Genomic DNA, 15,576 nt, shown 5'->3' with positions numbered 1-15,576 from the left:
CGGCATCCCGCGCCGCTCGCCCGCCGAGAGCAGATTGAGCGGTGCAAGGAACCAGCCGGAAGCACCGACTCCCTGAAGGGATCACGATCATGGCAGTCCACGAGCACCCGCATCGGCATGCGGGAATGCGTCTTTCGTTGCGGTGGCGGACGGGGACGGCCGAGGCCACCGCCGCTTCCACGACGGCAGTGAGCGCGTACGTCCTTGCCGGGCTGCGTCTGCTGACGGGGTTCGTCTTCCTGTGGGCGTTCCTCGACAAGACCTTCGGCCTCGGCTACGCCACCCAGTCCGGCAAGGGATGGACCGACGGCGGCTCGCCCACCAAGGGCTTCCTGAGCTCGGTGGCCGCCGGCCCGATGGAGTCGACGTTCCACAGCTGGGCCGGGGACACCTGGGCGGACTGGCTGTTCATGCTGGGCCTGCTGGGCATCGGCCTCGCGGTCATGTCCGGTGTCGCGCTGCGGCTGGCCGCGGTCGCGGGCACGGCGATGATGGCGCTGATGTGGATCGCCGAGTGGCCGCCGGCCAAGCACCTCTCGGACGGATCGCTGAGCATGTCCACCAACCCGTTCGTCGACTACCACCTCATCTACGCGGTGGTGCTGATCGCCCTGGCGGCCCTGGGCGCGGGCGCGACCTGGGGGCTGGGCCGGGCCTGGGCAAGGTTGCCCTTCGTCAGCCGCAACCCCTGGCTCCAGTAACGGCGGGAGGTCCGGCGGGCTCCGTAACGGGGCCCGCCGCGCCGCGCCGGTTGGGCCGGTCGGTCCCCGTGGGGGAAGAGCGGCCCCTGCAGCGGCGAACCGCATGTCACGAGGCTGGAAGCAGATCCCCCGATGAGGAGGCAGAACCATGGTCCGCAACGTTGTCGCAGGTCTGGACGGCTCGGCCGAGAGCCGCGCCGCGGTGGAGTGGGCGGCCCGCGAGGCGGAGCTGCGCGGCCTGCCACTGAAGATCGTGCACGCCTGGGAGCCCGTACCCGATCCGATCGCCCAGGCACCCCTCGTCGGCGGCGAGACCCTCCAGCACTGGAGCGAGAAGATCCCCCGCGAGACCGGAGAGGGCGTCCGACTGCGCCATCCCGGCCTCGACGTCGTCACCGAACAGGTCGTCGGCACGCCCGCGAACGCCCTGACGGACGCGGCGAAGGACGCCGAACTGCTGGCCCTCGGCTCCCGTGGACTCAGCGGCGTCGGCGGCTTCATGATCGGCTCCGTCGGCCTGTCCGTGGTCGCCCACGCCGAACGCCCCGTCGTCCTGGTCCGGGCCGGCGAGCAGGCCGCCGGCGAGCACGAACCCGACCCGACGGGCATCCCGTCGGCCGCCACCCGCTACCGCCCCGTCGTCCTGGGCCTCGACGTCACCGGCCCCGACCCCTCGGTGATCGAGTTCGCCTTCGAGGAGGCCGCCCGGCGCGCCACCTCCCTGCGGGTCGTGTACGGCTGGAACCTGCCGCCGTACTACGCCTACGGCCTGGCCGGCGACCCCGAGTTCCACGACGAGATCGCCGAACAGCAGGCCCGCGCCCTGGCCGCGGTGCTCGTCCCCTGGCGGGCGAAGTACCCGGCCGTCGAGGTGAGCGCCGAGTCCCGCGCGGGCAGTGCCGCCAATCACCTCGTCGACGCCTCCCACGAGGCATCCCTCGTCGTGGTCGGCCGCCGTATCCGGCGCAGCCCGGTGGGCGCGCACATCGGCCCCGTCACCCACGCCGTCCTGCACCACGCCACCGCCCCCGTCGCCGTCGTCTCGCACGGCTGACCCGTCCCCTTTTTCGAGGAGTTGACCCCATGAAGGCAGCCGTCGTACGAGCTTTCGGCGAGCCCCTGGTGATCGAGGAGCGCCCCGACCCGGAACCCGGCCCCGGCCAGGTTCGTATCGGTGTCGAGGCCTCCGGGCTGTGCCACACCGACATCCACGCGGCGCACGGTGACTGGCCCGTCAAGCCGAACCCGCCGTTCGTCCCCGGCCACGAGGGCGTCGGCCTCGTCGAGAAGCTCGGCGACGGCGTCACCCACCTCACGGTGGGCCAGCGGGTCGCCGTGCCCTGGCTGGGCAGGGCGTGCGGGCGCTGCGAGCACTGCCTGTCCGGCTGGGAGACGCTGTGCGAGCAGCAGATCAACACCGGCTACGGCTGCGACGGCGGGTACGCCGAGAAGATGCTCGCCTGGGCCGACTTCGCCCAGCCGGTGCCCGACGGCATCACCCCCTTCGAGGCCGCCCCGCTGACCTGCGCCGGCGTCACCACGTACAAGGCGCTGAAGGTCGCCGACGTCAGGCCGGCGCAGCTCGTGGCCATCTCCGGCGTGGGCGGGCTCGGTCACCTCGCCGTGCAGTACGCGAAGATCGCCGGCGCCACCGTCGCCGCGATCGACGTCACCGACGAGAAGCTCGAGCTCGCCGCCGAACTCGGCGCCGACCTGGTCATCGACGCCCGCAAGGAGAACGTGGGCGAGGTCCTCAAGGCGCACGGCGGAGCCCACGCCGCCATCGCGCTCGCCGTGAACGAGGCCGCCTTCTCGGCCGTCAACTCCGGTCTGCGGCGCGGCGGGAAGCTCGTCATGGTGGCGCTGCCCGCGCACGGGACGGTCCAGGTCCCCATCTTCGACACCGTCCTCAACGGCACCAGCGTGATCGGCTCCATCGTCGGTACCCGGCAGGACCTCGCGGAGGTCTTCCAGCTGCATGCCGCCGGGCGTACGAAGGTCATCCACGAGACCCGCCCGCTGGCCGCCGTCAACGAGTCCATCGACGCCGTCCTGCGGGGTGAGGTCAAGGCCCGCATCGTCTTCGACCTGGACGCGGGGCGGTGACGACGATGGAACTGCCCCTGGTGGTGGGCGTGGACGGCTCCGAGCCCAGTCTGCGCGCCGTCGACTGGGCCGCCGACGAGGCCGCCCTGCGCGGGGTGCCGCTGCGGGTCGTCTACGCCTCGCTGTGGGAACGGTACGAAGGCGCTTCCCTGGTCGGGGAGTTCGCCGGGGTGCGCGACGAAGGGCTCGCCGAGGCCATCGTCGAGGGCGCCGCCGGCCGGGCCCGCGACCGGCACCCGGACCTCAAGGTGAGCGCCGAGGTCGTCCCCGAGGAGCCGGAGTACGTACTGCCGAGGCTGAGCCGCGACGCCACCGCCGTGGTGGTCGGCACCCGCGGCCGCAGCGGACTGGCCGAGGCGCTGCTGGGCTCGGTGAGCCTGGCCGTCGCCGCGCATGCGCACAGCCCGGTGATCGTGGTGCGCGGCAGCCACGACAACCAGGCCCGTCGGCCGGTGGGCGGCCGGGTCCTGCTCGGCGTGGGGGACGACGGCGGCGCGGCCCTGCGCTTCGCCGCCGAGGAGGCGCGGCTGCGCGCGGTGCCCCTGGAGGCCGTACGCGCCTGGCGGTGGCCCGCGCACGAGACCACCGACCATCCCCTGCTGGCCGGCGAGCCGGCCCGGCTGCACGAGGAGCGGGCCGTCGAGGCACTGGAGGCGGCGCTGCGGGACGCCCCCGCCGACGTCGACGTGCACCGCCGCACCGTCGAGGGGCACGCCCGCCGGGTCCTGGCCGACCTCTCGCGCCACGCCGACCTCCTGGTCGTCGGGACGAAGCGGCCGCACGGACATCTCGGCCGGGTCGCTCACGCGGTGCTGCACCACTCCGCCTGCCCGGTGGCGGTCGTACCTCACGACGCGTGAGTCACAGGCTCGCCGCGTGGTCGGGAACGTAGTTCTGCAGATCGCGCGGCGGGCGCACATAGCCCGTCGACGCGGGCCGTTTCGGCAGTTCCAGGACCGGGGGCGGCACGTCGTGGTACGGCAGCGAGCCCAGCAGGTGGGCGATCATGTTCAGCCGGGCCCGGCGCTTGTCGTCGCTCTCCACGACGTACCAGGGCGCCTCGGAGATGTCGGTGTGCACCAGCATCTCGTCCTTCGCCCGGGAGTACGCCTCCCAGTGGGTGATCGACTCCAGGTCCATCGGCGAGAGCTTCCAGCGCCGCAGCGGATCCTCCAGGCGCTTTCGGAACCGCTCCTGCTGCTCGGTGTCGCTCACCGAGAACCAGTACTTGCGCAGCAGGATCCCTTCCTCCACCAGCATCCGCTCGAAGATCGGGCACTGGCGCAGGAAGAGCTGGTACTCCTCCTTCGTACAGAAGCCCATCACATGCTCGACCCCGGCCCGGTTGTACCAGGACCGGTCGAACAGCACGATCTCCCCGGCGGCCGGCAGATGCTCGACGTACCGCTGGAAGTACCACTGGGTCTGCTCGCGCTCGGTCGGCTTGGGCAGCGCCGCGATGCGCGCCACGCGCGGATTGAGGTGCTCGGCGACCCGCTTGATGGTGCCGCCCTTGCCCGCCGCGTCCCGACCCTCGAAGATCACGACCAGTCGGGCGCCCTCCGCGCGCACCCACTCCTGGAGCTTGACCAGCTCCGTCTGCAGACGCAGCAGCTCCCGCTCGTACGTCTTGCGCGGCAGAGCCGTCGCCGTCTTCTTGCCGGCCATGCCGTCGCCCCTTCCGTCGCCTGCGTGCGGACACCGAGGGCCGACCGGCCCTCGGATCACCGCCGGTCAGCCCATGGGACCTCGCCCCGATCCGCTGGACGCTCGAAGTGTAAGGAAACCCGGAGGAGAACCGCGATGACCGACGACACGACCAGTGGGCCGCGGGTCCACGCCCTGCTGGCGGACGGCACCACCGTCCGCATCCGGCCCGTGGCGCCGGCCGACCACGACCAGCTCCAGGGCCTGTACGAGGAGATGTCCCCGGAGAACCTGCGGCTGAGGTTCTTCGGCGCGAGCCGCCGCTCCGCCGAGCTGGCCGCCGACCGCGCCTGCACGCGGCGCCCCGGATACCGGGCGCTGCTGGCCGAGCGGTCCGGCCAGGTGATCGGGCTCGCCGAGTACGACACCGGGGGCGCCGGCACCGAGGCGGAGATCTCCATCGCGGTCGCCGACGGCCTGCACCACCGCGGTGTCGGCACCCTCCTCGTCGAACACCTCGTCTCGGCCGCCCACGCGGCCGGCGTCACCGACTTCACCGCCGACGCGCTCAGCGAGAACCGCGAGGTGCTCGGCCTCTTCGCCGACCTCGGTCTGCGCACCGCCCGGCACTTCGAGGGCCCGGAAGTGCGCTGCACCATCTCGCTCGCCGAGGACGACACCTACCTCACGGCCGTGGAGGAACGCGGCCGGGCCGCCGACGTCCGCAGCCTGCGACCGCTGCTGCGGCCCGAGGCGGTCGTGGTGGTCGGCGCCGGACGCAAGCCGGGCTCCGTCGGCCGGGCGGTCCTGCACCACCTCAAGGCCGGCGGCTTCACCCGCCGCCTGTTCGCGGTGAACCCCGCGGCGACCTCGATCCTCGGCGTGCCCTCGTATCCCTCGGTCAGCGCCCTGCCCAGGACCCCCGACCTCGCCGTCGTCGCCGTGCCCGCCGCCGCGGTGCCGGCCACCGCGGAGGAGTGCGGCAAGGCGGGCGTACACGCCCTGCTCGTGGTGACCGCCGGGCTCGACCCCCACCAGGCGCAGGCCCTGATGGCGACCTGCCGCGACCACGGCATGCGCCTCGTCGGACCCAACTGCCTCGGCCTGTCCAACACCGATCCGGACCTGCGCCTGGACGCGACCTTCGCCGCGAACCACCCGAGCCCGGGTACGGCCGGTGTGGCCGTGCAGTCTGGCGGGGTGGGCATCGCGCTGCTGGACGGGCTGTCCCGGCTGGGCATCGGCGTCTCCTCGTTCGCGTCCCTGGGGGACAAGTACGACGTCAGCGGCAACGACATGCTGCAGTGGTGGGAGAGCGACGGCCGCACCGAGCTGGCGCTGCTGCATCTGGAGTCCTTCGGCAACCCGCGCGCCTTCTCCCGCACCGCCCGCCGCGTCAGCCGCCGCATGCCGGTCCTCACCGTCGACGCCGGACGCACCGACGCGGGCCGCCGCGCCGCCGCGTCCCACACCGCGGCCGCCGCCACCCGCACCATGACCAGGGGTGCCCTCTTCACCCAGGCCGGCATCACCGCCACCCGCTCGGTGGGCGAACTCCTGGAAGCCGCGGCCCTGTTGCACTCCCAGCCGCTGCCCACCGGAGCCCGCGTCGCGGTCGTCACCAACGCGGGCGGTGCCGGAGTCCTCGCCGCCGACGCCTGCGCCGAGGCCGGGCTCACCCTGCCGGCGCCTACCCCCGAACTGATCGACGACCTGCTCGCCGTACTGCCCGAGGGTGCCGCCGTCGGCAACCCCATCGATGCCACCGCCGCCGTCTCCGAGGACCAACTCACCCAAGCTGTCGACCGGTTGACGCGGCATGCCGGCATCGACGCCGTGCTCGTCGCCCTGGTGCCCACGGCCGTGGCCGCCGCCACCGGAGACGACCTCGTACGCGCCGTGACCCGGCTGTCCGGCCCCCGCCCGAAGCCCGTCATGGCCATACGGCTGGAACAGGCGCTGCCCGTCGAACTGCTGCCGGCGACCGACGGTTCCACCGTCCCCTCGTACGCCGAACCCCAGGCAGCCGCCCGGGCGTTGGCCCACGCGGCCCACCGTGCCGCCTGGCTCGCCCGCCCCGCCGGCACCGTGCCCGACCTCGACGGAGTGGACACCGACCGGGCCCACGCGATCGTGGAGACCTACCTCGACGCCCACCTCGACGGAGGCTGGCTCGAGCCGCGCGCCTGCGCCGAACTCCTCGACTGCTACGGCATCCCCCAGCTGCCGTGGGCCTGGGCGGAGACCGAGGAGGACGCCGTCCTGGCCGCCGAGCGGCTGCACGGCGCCGACGGCCGGGTGGTGATGAAGGGACACTGGCCGGGCGTGCTGCACAAGAGCGCCCAGCACGCCGTCCACCTCGACCTGCGGGGCGAGCACCAGGTGCGCGCCGCCTTCCGGGACCTGCAGACCCGGTTCGCCGGGCTGCTCACCGGAGTGGTCCTGCAGCCGCTGGCCGACCGGGGCACCGAACTGTTCGCGGGCGTGGTCCAGGACCAGGTCTTCGGCCCGCTCGTGCTCTTCGGCCTCGGCGGCACCGCCACCGAGGTGCTCGCCGACCACGCCGCCCGCCTCGCGCCGCTCACCGACCACGACGTGCACGACCTGATCACGACCCCGCGCTGCGCGCCCCTGCTGTTCGGCGTCCAGGGCGGCGGGCCCGTCGATCTCCAGGGCCTCGAACAACTCCTGCTGCGGCTGTCCCGCATGGCGAGCGACCTGCCGCAGCTCGCCGAGGCCGACTTCAACCCCGTACTCGCGACACCGGGCGCAGTCACCGTGCTCGATGCACGCGTGCGCCTGCTGCCCCGCAGGCCCCAGGACCCGTATCTGCGCCGACTCCGCTGAGGAGGGAACACCATGAAGCACAACAAGGTCGGCTCCGTGATGAGCACGGAGGTCGTCCGCGCCGCGTACGGCACCCCGTTCAAGGAGGTGGCGCGGCTGCTCGGTGAGCACCGCATCAGCGGACTACCGGTGGTCGACGAGGACGACAAGGTCATCGGCGTCATCTCCGAGACCGATCTGATGGCCCGACAGGCGGACACGCCCGACCCCTTCGAACCGAAGAGGCGTTTCCGGTTCGCCGCCCTCACCGCGAACGGCAGGCGGCAGACCGTGAAGGCGGGAGCACGCACCGCCGGGCAGCTGATGTCCGAACCGCCGGTCACGGTCCACGCCGACAACACCATCGTCGAGGCCGCCCGCACCATGGCCGAACACCGCGTGGAGCGGCTGCCCGTCCTCGACGAGGAGGACCGGCTCGTCGGCATCGTCACCCGCCGCGACCTGCTGAAGGTCTTCCTGCGGCCGGACGCGGAGATCCGCGCCGAGGTCGTCGACGAGGTACTGGTGCGCGCGCTGTGGCTGCCACCGCGCAGCATCGACGTCTCCGTGACCGAGGGCGTGGTCACTCTCGCCGGTCACATGGAACGCAAGAGCGAGACGGAGATCGCGGTCTCGATGACCCGTCAGATCGACGGGGTGGTCGCGGTCGTCGACAAGCTCACCTTCCGGCTGGACGACGCCCACATCCACCCGGACGAACAGGCCCTGCACGGCGTGGCCGACGACTGGCTGCGCCGCATCTGACAGGAGGCGGGACACCATGACAGACAAGGTACTGGTCGCCTACGGGACGACGAACGGATCGACCGCCGAGATCGCCGAGGCCGTGGCCGACGTCCTGCGCAAGGACGGCCTCACGGTCGAGACCGCCCCGGCGTCATCGGTCGCCGACGTGACACCGTACGACGCCGTGGTGGTCGGCGGCGGGCTGTACGCCGGACGCTGGCACAAGGACGCCCGGCGCTTCGTCCGCCGGCACCGCCGGGCCCTCGCCGAACGGCCCCTGTGGCTGTTCAGCAGCGGACCGCTGGACGCCTCGGCCTCCGAACGGGACATCCCGCCCGTGCCCGGCGTACGGCGCACCATGACCCGGCTCGACGCGCGGGGACACGTCACCTTCGGCGGCTGCCTCCAGGAGGGCGCGAAGGGACGCATCGCGCGGATGATCGTCCGCAACGGAAAGGGCGGTGACTTCCGCGACTTCACCGCGATCGAGACGTGGGCGGCGTCCGTCGCCGACGAACTGACGGGGGCGCCCCGGTAGAAATGAACCCCTGAGCACGACCTCCACGAGGAGGTGCGTCATGAACATCATCCGTCAGGTTCCCGAGCTCACGGCCGAGACGGTGCTGTACCTGGCAGCCGCGGTCCTGGCCGTCTTCTGCCTCGGGCTGGCCGCCTCGCTGATCGGCCTGCCCCTGGTCCCGCTGCTGATCCCGGCCGTCGTGGCACTGGTCCTGCTGGCCCGGCGCCTGCACCGGGGACACCAGGGACCCGCGATGTAGCTCCCGGCACGATCACACGGAGCGGTCCCGGCGCACGGTGCGCCGGGACCGCTCCGTGTCGCGAGCCGGAGTCAGCGGTTCACGGTCACCGGCACGGTGTCGACCGTCACGGGCCGGCCGTCCTGCGGCGACACGAAGTACGCAGTGAGCAGGCCGGGGCCCGAGCGGGTCGCCTTGTAGGGGATGGTGACGTCGAAGCTGCCCCGGGTGCCGGTCCCGGACGTCGCCCGGACCCGGACGTCGGCCGCGGTGTGCTGCGAGGCGTCGGTGACCTTCAGCCGGAACACGGCCTCGAAGGTGTTGGCCGTACCCCGGACCCGCAGGGGCGTCCGCACGGTGTCGCCGATCAGCGGGGACTCCACCAGGACGGCCGGGGAGACGTCCTCGAAGTCGGCCCGTCCGACCGGCCCGTTGAGGACGACGCCTTCGCCGCCGAGGTGCTTCACCAGTTTGCCGTCGATCTCGAAGCGGACCTTCTGCACACCGGAGAAGCGGGTCGCGGTGAACACGACCTGCGCGAGGCGCGCCCGCATCGACAGGCTGCCGCCCCCGTCGTCGTAGCGGCCGGAGAGGTCGACCGTGGCCACGCGGTCATGGATGACGACGGAGTGCAGCCGCGTCCCGGACGGGATGGCGGTGGTGCGGCCCTGGTGACGTTCGGAGCTGCTCGGCCCGGCCAGCAGGGCGCCCAGCGCACCGGCGGTCGTCGCGGGGGCCGTGACCGTGCGCGGGGCGGGTGAGACCTTGCCGCCGTGCAGGAAGTACACGGCCGTTCGGACCGGCCTGGCCGCCGGGGTGGCGCCGGCGCCGGTCGAGGCCGACGCCGTCGAGGGCTGCGGATCGGTCGAGCGGGGCGTGGTGGGTGCGCCCGAGGTGCCCCCGGACGTGCCCGTCCCCGTACCCGTTGCCGTGGATGGAGTGGTGGACTGACCGGCGCCGTTCGAGCCGGTCGACGTGGTGGTGTCGCAGCCGGCGAGGGCGAGGAGCGGCACCGTCAGTGCGGCAGACAGCACGAGGGTGCGGTGTCCGGACGCGTGGGCCACACGCAGGGGTTCGCTGTTCATGGCAGTCTCCTCCGACACTTCCAGAGAACCGCGCGCGCCGCACGCCCTCCAGAGCTGTCCGGCCCTGGTCGTGGCCCGAACGGCACGGCGGGCGAGGGCCGTTCGGCAACAGAAGGCAGACGCGGGACCCATCGCCGGGGTGACCCATGGCGAGGACGCTGAAGATGCACGGTTCACGAAGGGCGGTACCGACCATGTCCGTCACCCACGAGAAGCCCGGACGCGCTGCCCTGCACCTGGCTCGCGCCGCCGCCTCCGCTCCCTCGCCGCACAACAGCCAGCCGTGGTTCTTCGTCGAGGAGGGCCACGACCACGGGTTCGAGCTGCATGCAGACGGAGGCCGCCGGATGGTGCTCACCGACCCCGGCGGACGCGAGATGGTCATTGCCTGCGGGGCGGCTCTGTTCAACGTACGGATCGCGGTACGCCACCTGGGCTTCCGGCCCGTCGTCGACGTACTGCCCGACCCCGGGGACCCGGACTACCTGGCCCGCGTCGGATTCGGGGCCCACGCGCCGGTCACCGACGAAGAGGAGCTGCTGGCCGGGGCGATGTTCCACCGGCACACCCACCGAGGCCCGTTCGGACCCGAGCCGGTGTCCGAGGAACTTCTGGACGCGCTGCGGGAACAGGCGCGCGCGGAGGGCGCCCTCCTGCAAGTCATCGACAGCTCCGAGAAGCTGGAGGCCCTGACGAACCTGGTGCGCACCGCGGAGGAGGCAGACCGGGCCGACTTCTGGCACACCGTGGAGCTCGGCCGCTGCGTGGGACCGTCCGGTGTGCCCGTCGACGCGTGCCGTCCGCACCCCGACCTCACGCTGCTGGCGGCCCGCGACTACCTCGGCCTGTCCCGCCGCTTCACCGTCTCGGCGCGTCGCCAGGGCATCGGCACGGGAACGGTCGCCGTCCTCTCCACGCCGTACGACAACCGGGCCGAGTGGCTGCTGGCCGGACAGGCGCTGCAGCGCGTCCTGCTGTACGCGGCCCACCATGGTGTCATGGCGGGCTTCCACACCCAGCCCCTGGAGCACCCCGCGCTGCGTGCCGAGTTCCGCAGGAACGTCGCCGCCCGCCGCTACCCGCAGATGGTGCTGCGCCTGGGCCACCCCATGGTCGTCCATTGCACACCGCGCCGCCCGCCCACGAAGGTGCTCAAGCAGGACCCGCTCGCGGCTCGGCGCTGACGACGCCGGGCAGCTCCATACCACCCCTCGGCACCGGGTCTCCGTAGGGAGAACCGTGGAAACCGTGGTAATGGGCCGGTGGGCGTGGTCTGTGACCCGTTGGGCTCATGGCGCGGGCGGCGCTGCGGTGAAAGCCTGGATGTGAATGAGGAATTGACCGAGCGTCAGTCGCAACCGGTTATCGACTACTTGGCGGGGCGGCCCGACCTGCGGGCATCCGCCGCTTCACAGCCGACGTCCTCGCGGACGACTGGCACGGCGACGCGCCCGCGCGCCGTTCGGGCACCGGAGCGCCCGTCGGTCCCGTGCCCGGGATCGTGCCGGGCCGACGCTCTGTGACCGCTCGACCGCGCCGAGCCGAAGGGGTGGACGTGATGAAACGGCAGAAGTTCCTGGAGGCGCACAGGTGTGGGCCCTGCACGTGGCCGCCCCAGTGCGTCCGGCGAACGGCCTGCACGCACCTCCCGCCGCTGGGCCGGAGACGGAACCGCGCAGGCAGGAAGCGGTGCCACGGACAGTCGTCGCCGCGCTGCGGGAGAGGTTCCCGGACGTCGGCGTACGGACGGACACCGTGTGGAGCGGCGCGGCAAGTCGTACTGACCCCCCGGCTGAACACGGCCGCGGGGGCCGTGACCCGAGACGATGGGGAGGAAGGACGATGAGGTACTGCAGGATCAAGGACGTCATGACCCAGCAGGTTGTGCGCGCCGACGGGGAGATGCCGTTCAAGCAGGTCGCCCGGCTGCTGTCGGACAACCGCATCAGTGGGTTGCCCGTCGTGGACGCCGAGGAGAAGGTCGTGGGCGTGATCTCCGAGACCGATCTCCTGCAGCGCCAGGCGCACCAGGTCGAGGACCGAGGACGCCGACCCGTCCGTCGGCCGAGGCTGACCCGCTCGGCCCGCACGACCGCGGCGAAGGCCCGCGCCATGACGGCGGAGCACCTGATGACCCGGCCCGCGATCACAGCCACCCCGGAGGACTACGTCACGGAGGCCGCGCGGACCATGCGGGAGCACCGGGTCGAGCGGCTGCCCATCGTCGACGACAAGGACCGTCTGGTCGGCATCGTCACCCGGGGCGACCTGCTGCGGGTCTTCCTGCGCACGGACGAGGAGATCCGCCGCGATGTGACCCGACGGGTGACTCAGGGGCTCGATGTTCCCCGCTATGTGGTGGACGTCGGGGTCGACGCCGGAGTGGTCACGCTGAGGGGGCTTCTGGAGCGGCGCGACGACGTCGAACTCGCGGTGCGGATCGCCGGCCATGTGGACGGGGTCGTCGCGGTCACCAGCCGGCTCACCCACCGTCCGCACACCGCTCGGCCGCGTTCCGTCCCCGAGGCGTCCGGCCACATGTGAACACGGACACGCGTCGGCGGACAACGAGGCGGCGGGCGCGACCGGAAGGGGACGCGGCCTGTTCGGCCTCGGTGGTGCGGCCACAGCCCGCCTGCAGTGGAGGAGAAGGGCGCAGGGAGCCGGTGTGCGCCCCAGCGAACGTCGGCGGCCCGCGCAACGGCGGCGACGGGGCCGGGTTCCGAAGCGGAGGAGGACCCACGATGAGCATCAGCGGTGACTGGTACAACGAGATCGGCTCACACATGCGGATCACGGCGGATCCGACCGGCAGCGTCAGGGGTGCCTACGTCTTGGCCGCCGGCCACGCTGTGGGGACGTACCCGCTGGTCGGCCGGTGCGAGGCGGCCGCCGTCCCGGAGCACGGGACCCCGCTCGGCTGGACGGTGGCCTGGCGCAACGGGCGGACCGACGCCGGGTCGGTGACCAGCTGGAGCGGACAGTACTACGACGAGGGGGAGGAGCGGATCTGCGCCACCTGGCTCTTGACGGCCTCCGCGACCGTGGCCAACACCTGGGAGGCCACGTCCGTCGGGCAGGACGTCTTCACCCGTGAACCGCCCTCCCCGGAACAGGCCGAGCAGCGGCTGCGGCACGCCGGGACCGACTCACATCCGAGCCTGGCGGACAGCGGCGCGGTGACGTCGGTGTGAGCGTCCCGGTCCGGCAGGGGGTCAGGCGATGGTGACGCTGTCGTCGAGGTAGACGTCCTGGACGGCGTGGAGGAGTTCGACGCCTTCGGCGGTGGGGCGTTGGAAGGCCTTGCGGCCGGTGATGAGACCGGTGCCGCCCGCCCGCTTGTTGATCACCGCGGTGCGGACGGCCTGTGCGAGGTCGCCCTGGCCGGCCGACGCCCCGCCGCTGTTGATCAGGCCGACGCGGCCCATGTAGCAGTTGGCGACCTGCCAGCGGGTGAGGTCGATGGGGTGGTCCGTGGTGAGGGTGTCGTACACCAGCGGGTCGCTCTTGCCGAAACCGAGCGCGGGGTAACCGCCGTTGTTCTCGGCCTGCTTCTGCTTGACGATGTCGGCTTCGATGGTCACGCCGAGGTGGTTGGCCTGGCCGGTGAGGTCGGCCGACACGGCGTAGTCCACGCCGTCCTTCTTGAACGCGGGGTTGCGCAGGTAGCACCACAGCACGGTGAACATGCCCAGTTGGTGGGCTCGTGCGAAGAGCTCGCTGGTCTCGCGCAGTTGACGGTCCGCCTGCTCCGAGCCGAAGTAGACGGTGGCGCCGACGCCGGCCGCACCGAGGTCGAAGCACTGCTGCACGTCCCCGAACATGATCTGGTCGAAGTGGTTCGGGTAGGTCAGCAGTTCGTTGTGGTTGAGCTTCACGATGAAGGGGATCTTGTGCGCGTAGCGCCGGGAGACGGCCCCGAGGACTCCCAGGGTGCTCGCGACGCCGTTGCAGCCGCCCTCCACGGCGAGTTCGACGATGTTCTTCGGGTCCAGGTAACGGGGGTTGGCGGCGAACGCGGAGGCCGCCGAGTGTTCGATGCCCTGGTCGACCGGCAGGATCGACACGTACCCGGTGCCGGCCAGTCGGCCGTGGTCGAAGAGGGACTGCAGGTTGCGCAGCACGCGGGGCGAGCGGTCGGTGGCCGCCACCACCCGGTCGACGAAGTCGTGGCCGGGCAGCACCAGGCTCTCCCGGGGAATCCCCTGGGCGGTGTGGGTCAGCAGATCCTTCGCGTCGTCGCCGAGCAGACCTTGGATGTCGGTCATGGGGGCACCCCCAGGAGGTTCGCGGGGCCGTCTCTCGGCCCACTGCCACCGTGCTGTGCACCCGTGCCGGCCCGGCAGAGCCCGTTGGACCCCGCACGGGGGTCGAACGGCCCTCGGGCGTCTCAGCCGAAGAACACCCCGAACTCGTCGTACAGCGCCGGGTCCACCACCTTGATCCTGCCGCGCGTGTCGTCGAGGGGGACGCGGACGATGTCGGTGCCGCGCAGGGCGACCATCGTGCCGAAGTCGCCGTCCCTGACCGCGTCGACGGCGTGCAGTCCGAACCGCGTGGCCAGCCATCGGTCGAAGGCGCTCGGGGTGCCGCCGCGCTGGACGTGCCCGAGCACCGTGGTGCGTGCCTCGGTGCCCGTGCGCCCCTCGATCTCCTGCGCCAGCCACTCGCCGATGCCGGACAGCCGCACATGGCCGTACTCGTCCAGTGAGCGGTCCTTGAGAACCATCTGCCCCTCCTTCGGGACGGCTCCCTCGGCGGCGACGACGATCGGCGCGTAATGGATTTTGAAGCGGTTCTTCACCCACGCGCAGACCTGGTCGACGTCGAAGGGCCGCTCCGGGACGAGGATCACGTTGGCGCCGCCCGCGATGCCGGCGTGCAGGGCGATCCAGCCGGAGTGACGGCCCATCACCTCCACCACCAGGGTGCGCATGTGCGACTCGGCGGTGGTGTGCAGCCGGTCGATGGCCTCGGTGGCGATGCCGACGGCGGTGTCGAAGCCGAAGGTGTAGTCGGTGCCGGCCACGTCGTTGTCGATGGTCTTGGGCACGCCGACCAGCCTGACCCCCTGGCGGCTCAGTTCCGTGGCCGCGCCGAGGGTGTCCTCGCCGCCGATCACGACGAGCGCGTCGATCTCGAGCGCGGCCAGGGTGTCCTGGACGCGGCGCAGGCCGTCCTCGTGCTTGAGGGGGTTGGTACGGGAGGAACCGAGGATGGTTCCGCCGCGCGGCAGGATCCCGCGCACGGCGGCGATGTCGAGCGGCATCACCGTGCCGCGGAGCGCGCCGAGCCAGCCGTCGCGCAGGCCGACGAACTCGAAGCCGTACTCCTGGACGCCCTTGCGCACGACGCTGCGGATCACGGCGTTGAGACCGGGGCAGTCGCCGCCGCCGGTCAGCACTCCGATCTTCATGGCTTTCCTCCCTTTCCCCGGGCGGAGGGCGGCCCCCGATCACCCGGAGAGCCAGGCGTCTCCTCCCCATCATGAGCGCCCGGAGCCGGGGGAGCGACTCCGCTCGGACCTGCAACAGAGGACCTTCGGCCCCGTGACCGGGACCTGTCGGCGTCCGAAGGGTGGGCCCCTGCGGGCCGGGGAGCGAGGTCGTGACGTGGAGGTACAAGCCGCCGTACGGCCCGCGCCATCCCGTACCCCACAACAGAGGACCCCCTCGCTGCACCGCGCCCTCCGGCGGGCGGCCTGAG

15 protein-coding genes are annotated in these 15,576 nt (G+C 72.3%); 11 read left to right on the top strand and 4 right to left on the bottom strand.

Annotated elements, in window-relative coordinates; translation table 11 throughout:
- Positions 1 to 89: 89 nt before the first annotated feature.
- The 4 genes from ACWCQ1_RS03755 (at position 90) to ACWCQ1_RS03740 (ending at position 3,667) form a co-directional block, all read left to right on the top strand.
- Complete coding sequence (locus ACWCQ1_RS03755; protein ID WP_358608260.1) at positions 90 to 701, top strand: hypothetical protein; 612 nt, start codon at positions 90 to 92, stop codon at positions 699 to 701.
- 148 nt (positions 702 to 849) lie between these two features.
- Entirely contained in the window at positions 850 to 1,755 is a 906-nt protein-coding gene (locus ACWCQ1_RS03750; protein WP_358608257.1) for a universal stress protein, read from the top strand.
- 29 nt (positions 1,756 to 1,784) lie between these two features.
- Positions 1,785 to 2,807 (top strand): zinc-dependent alcohol dehydrogenase, encoded by a 1,023-nt coding sequence (locus ACWCQ1_RS03745; RefSeq protein WP_451025752.1) that lies wholly within the window; start codon positions 1,785 to 1,787, stop codon positions 2,805 to 2,807.
- Positions 2,808 to 2,812: 5 nt separating this feature from the next.
- A complete protein-coding gene (locus ACWCQ1_RS03740) occupies positions 2,813 to 3,667 on the top strand; it encodes a universal stress protein (protein ID WP_358608252.1) in 855 nt (284 codons plus the stop codon).
- A gap of 1 nt (position 3,668) precedes the next feature.
- Here the strand turns inward: ACWCQ1_RS03740 and ppk2 are convergent, their stop codons facing one another.
- Positions 3,669 to 4,475 (bottom strand): polyphosphate kinase 2, encoded by an 807-nt coding sequence (gene ppk2, locus ACWCQ1_RS03735; protein ID WP_358608249.1) that lies wholly within the window; start codon positions 4,473 to 4,475, stop codon positions 3,669 to 3,671.
- Positions 4,476 to 4,610: 135 nt separating this feature from the next.
- Here ppk2 and ACWCQ1_RS03730 point away from each other — a divergent pair, with 135 nt between their 5' ends.
- Genes ACWCQ1_RS03730 through ACWCQ1_RS03715 form a run of 4 tightly spaced genes read left to right on the top strand, consistent with a single transcriptional unit; the run spans position 4,611 to position 8,806 of the window.
- On the top strand, positions 4,611 to 7,301 hold the full coding sequence (locus tag ACWCQ1_RS03730) for a bifunctional acetate--CoA ligase family protein/GNAT family N-acetyltransferase (RefSeq protein ID WP_451025751.1): 2,691 nt from the start codon (positions 4,611 to 4,613) through the stop codon (positions 7,299 to 7,301).
- A gap of 12 nt (positions 7,302 to 7,313) precedes the next feature.
- Positions 7,314 to 8,045, top strand: coding sequence for a CBS domain-containing protein (locus ACWCQ1_RS03725; protein WP_358608243.1), 732 nt, complete (start codon positions 7,314 to 7,316; stop codon positions 8,043 to 8,045).
- A 16-nt stretch (positions 8,046 to 8,061) separates the two neighbouring features.
- On the top strand, positions 8,062 to 8,565 hold the full coding sequence (locus ACWCQ1_RS03720) for a flavodoxin domain-containing protein (protein WP_358608240.1): 504 nt from the start codon (positions 8,062 to 8,064) through the stop codon (positions 8,563 to 8,565).
- Between the two features lie 40 nt (positions 8,566 to 8,605).
- Positions 8,606 to 8,806, top strand: coding sequence for a hypothetical protein (locus ACWCQ1_RS03715; RefSeq protein WP_358608237.1), 201 nt, complete (start codon positions 8,606 to 8,608; stop codon positions 8,804 to 8,806).
- Between the two features lie 71 nt (positions 8,807 to 8,877).
- Here ACWCQ1_RS03715 and ACWCQ1_RS03710 read toward each other — a convergent pair whose 3' ends face one another.
- Positions 8,878 to 9,870, bottom strand: a complete 993-nt coding sequence (locus tag ACWCQ1_RS03710; protein ID WP_358608234.1) for a GerMN domain-containing protein — start codon at positions 9,868 to 9,870, stop codon at positions 8,878 to 8,880.
- Between the two features lie 194 nt (positions 9,871 to 10,064).
- Between ACWCQ1_RS03710 and ACWCQ1_RS03705 the strand changes: the two genes are divergently transcribed.
- From ACWCQ1_RS03705 to ACWCQ1_RS03695, 3 genes are all read left to right on the top strand, one after another.
- Complete coding sequence (locus tag ACWCQ1_RS03705) at positions 10,065 to 11,054, top strand: Acg family FMN-binding oxidoreductase (protein ID WP_451025750.1); 990 nt, start codon at positions 10,065 to 10,067, stop codon at positions 11,052 to 11,054.
- Positions 11,055 to 11,712: 658 nt separating this feature from the next.
- Entirely contained in the window at positions 11,713 to 12,414 is a 702-nt protein-coding gene (locus ACWCQ1_RS03700) for a CBS domain-containing protein (protein WP_451025749.1), read from the top strand.
- 200 nt (positions 12,415 to 12,614) lie between these two features.
- Positions 12,615 to 13,064, top strand: a complete 450-nt coding sequence (locus ACWCQ1_RS03695) for an avidin/streptavidin family protein (RefSeq protein ID WP_451025748.1) — start codon at positions 12,615 to 12,617, stop codon at positions 13,062 to 13,064.
- 21 nt (positions 13,065 to 13,085) lie between these two features.
- On the opposite strand, the gene ACWCQ1_RS03690 is transcribed toward ACWCQ1_RS03695, so the two are convergent.
- Together ACWCQ1_RS03690 and ACWCQ1_RS03685 are read right to left on the bottom strand one after the other, a co-directional pair.
- Positions 13,086 to 14,138 carry a class I fructose-bisphosphate aldolase gene (locus ACWCQ1_RS03690; protein ID WP_133045311.1) on the bottom strand — a complete coding sequence of 351 codons (1,053 nt, stop codon included), beginning with the start codon at positions 14,136 to 14,138 and terminating at the stop codon, positions 13,086 to 13,088.
- Positions 14,139 to 14,260: 122 nt separating this feature from the next.
- A complete protein-coding gene (locus ACWCQ1_RS03685) occupies positions 14,261 to 15,286 on the bottom strand; it encodes a 6-phosphofructokinase (RefSeq protein ID WP_133045312.1) in 1,026 nt (341 codons plus the stop codon).
- Positions 15,287 to 15,576 lie beyond the last annotated feature (290 nt).

This window comes from Streptomyces sp. NPDC002144, from assembly GCF_053593695.1.
This window is presented reverse-complemented; position numbering and strand designations above follow the sequence as displayed.

Coding starts and splice junctions, on each gene's coding strand:
- ACWCQ1_RS03715 (WP_358608237.1), top strand. CDS start 8,606: ATGAACATCATCCGTCAGGTTCCCGAGCTCACGGCCGAGACGGTGCTG.
- ACWCQ1_RS03690 (WP_133045311.1), bottom strand. CDS start 14,138: ATGACCGACATCCAAGGTCTGCTCGGCGACGACGCGAAGGATCTGCTG.
- ppk2 (WP_358608249.1), bottom strand. CDS start 4,475: ATGGCCGGCAAGAAGACGGCGACGGCTCTGCCGCGCAAGACGTACGAG.
- ACWCQ1_RS03740 (WP_358608252.1), top strand. CDS start 2,813: ATGGAACTGCCCCTGGTGGTGGGCGTGGACGGCTCCGAGCCCAGTCTG.
- ACWCQ1_RS03755 (WP_358608260.1), top strand. CDS start 90: ATGGCAGTCCACGAGCACCCGCATCGGCATGCGGGAATGCGTCTTTCG.
- ACWCQ1_RS03705 (WP_451025750.1), top strand. CDS start 10,065: ATGTCCGTCACCCACGAGAAGCCCGGACGCGCTGCCCTGCACCTGGCT.
- ACWCQ1_RS03725 (WP_358608243.1), top strand. CDS start 7,314: ATGAAGCACAACAAGGTCGGCTCCGTGATGAGCACGGAGGTCGTCCGC.
- ACWCQ1_RS03720 (WP_358608240.1), top strand. CDS start 8,062: ATGACAGACAAGGTACTGGTCGCCTACGGGACGACGAACGGATCGACC.
- ACWCQ1_RS03730 (WP_451025751.1), top strand. CDS start 4,611: ATGACCGACGACACGACCAGTGGGCCGCGGGTCCACGCCCTGCTGGCG.
- ACWCQ1_RS03750 (WP_358608257.1), top strand. CDS start 850: ATGGTCCGCAACGTTGTCGCAGGTCTGGACGGCTCGGCCGAGAGCCGC.
- ACWCQ1_RS03745 (WP_451025752.1), top strand. CDS start 1,785: ATGAAGGCAGCCGTCGTACGAGCTTTCGGCGAGCCCCTGGTGATCGAG.
- ACWCQ1_RS03700 (WP_451025749.1), top strand. CDS start 11,713: ATGAGGTACTGCAGGATCAAGGACGTCATGACCCAGCAGGTTGTGCGC.
- ACWCQ1_RS03685 (WP_133045312.1), bottom strand. CDS start 15,286: ATGAAGATCGGAGTGCTGACCGGCGGCGGCGACTGCCCCGGTCTCAAC.
- ACWCQ1_RS03695 (WP_451025748.1), top strand. CDS start 12,615: ATGAGCATCAGCGGTGACTGGTACAACGAGATCGGCTCACACATGCGG.
- ACWCQ1_RS03710 (WP_358608234.1), bottom strand. CDS start 9,870: ATGAACAGCGAACCCCTGCGTGTGGCCCACGCGTCCGGACACCGCACC.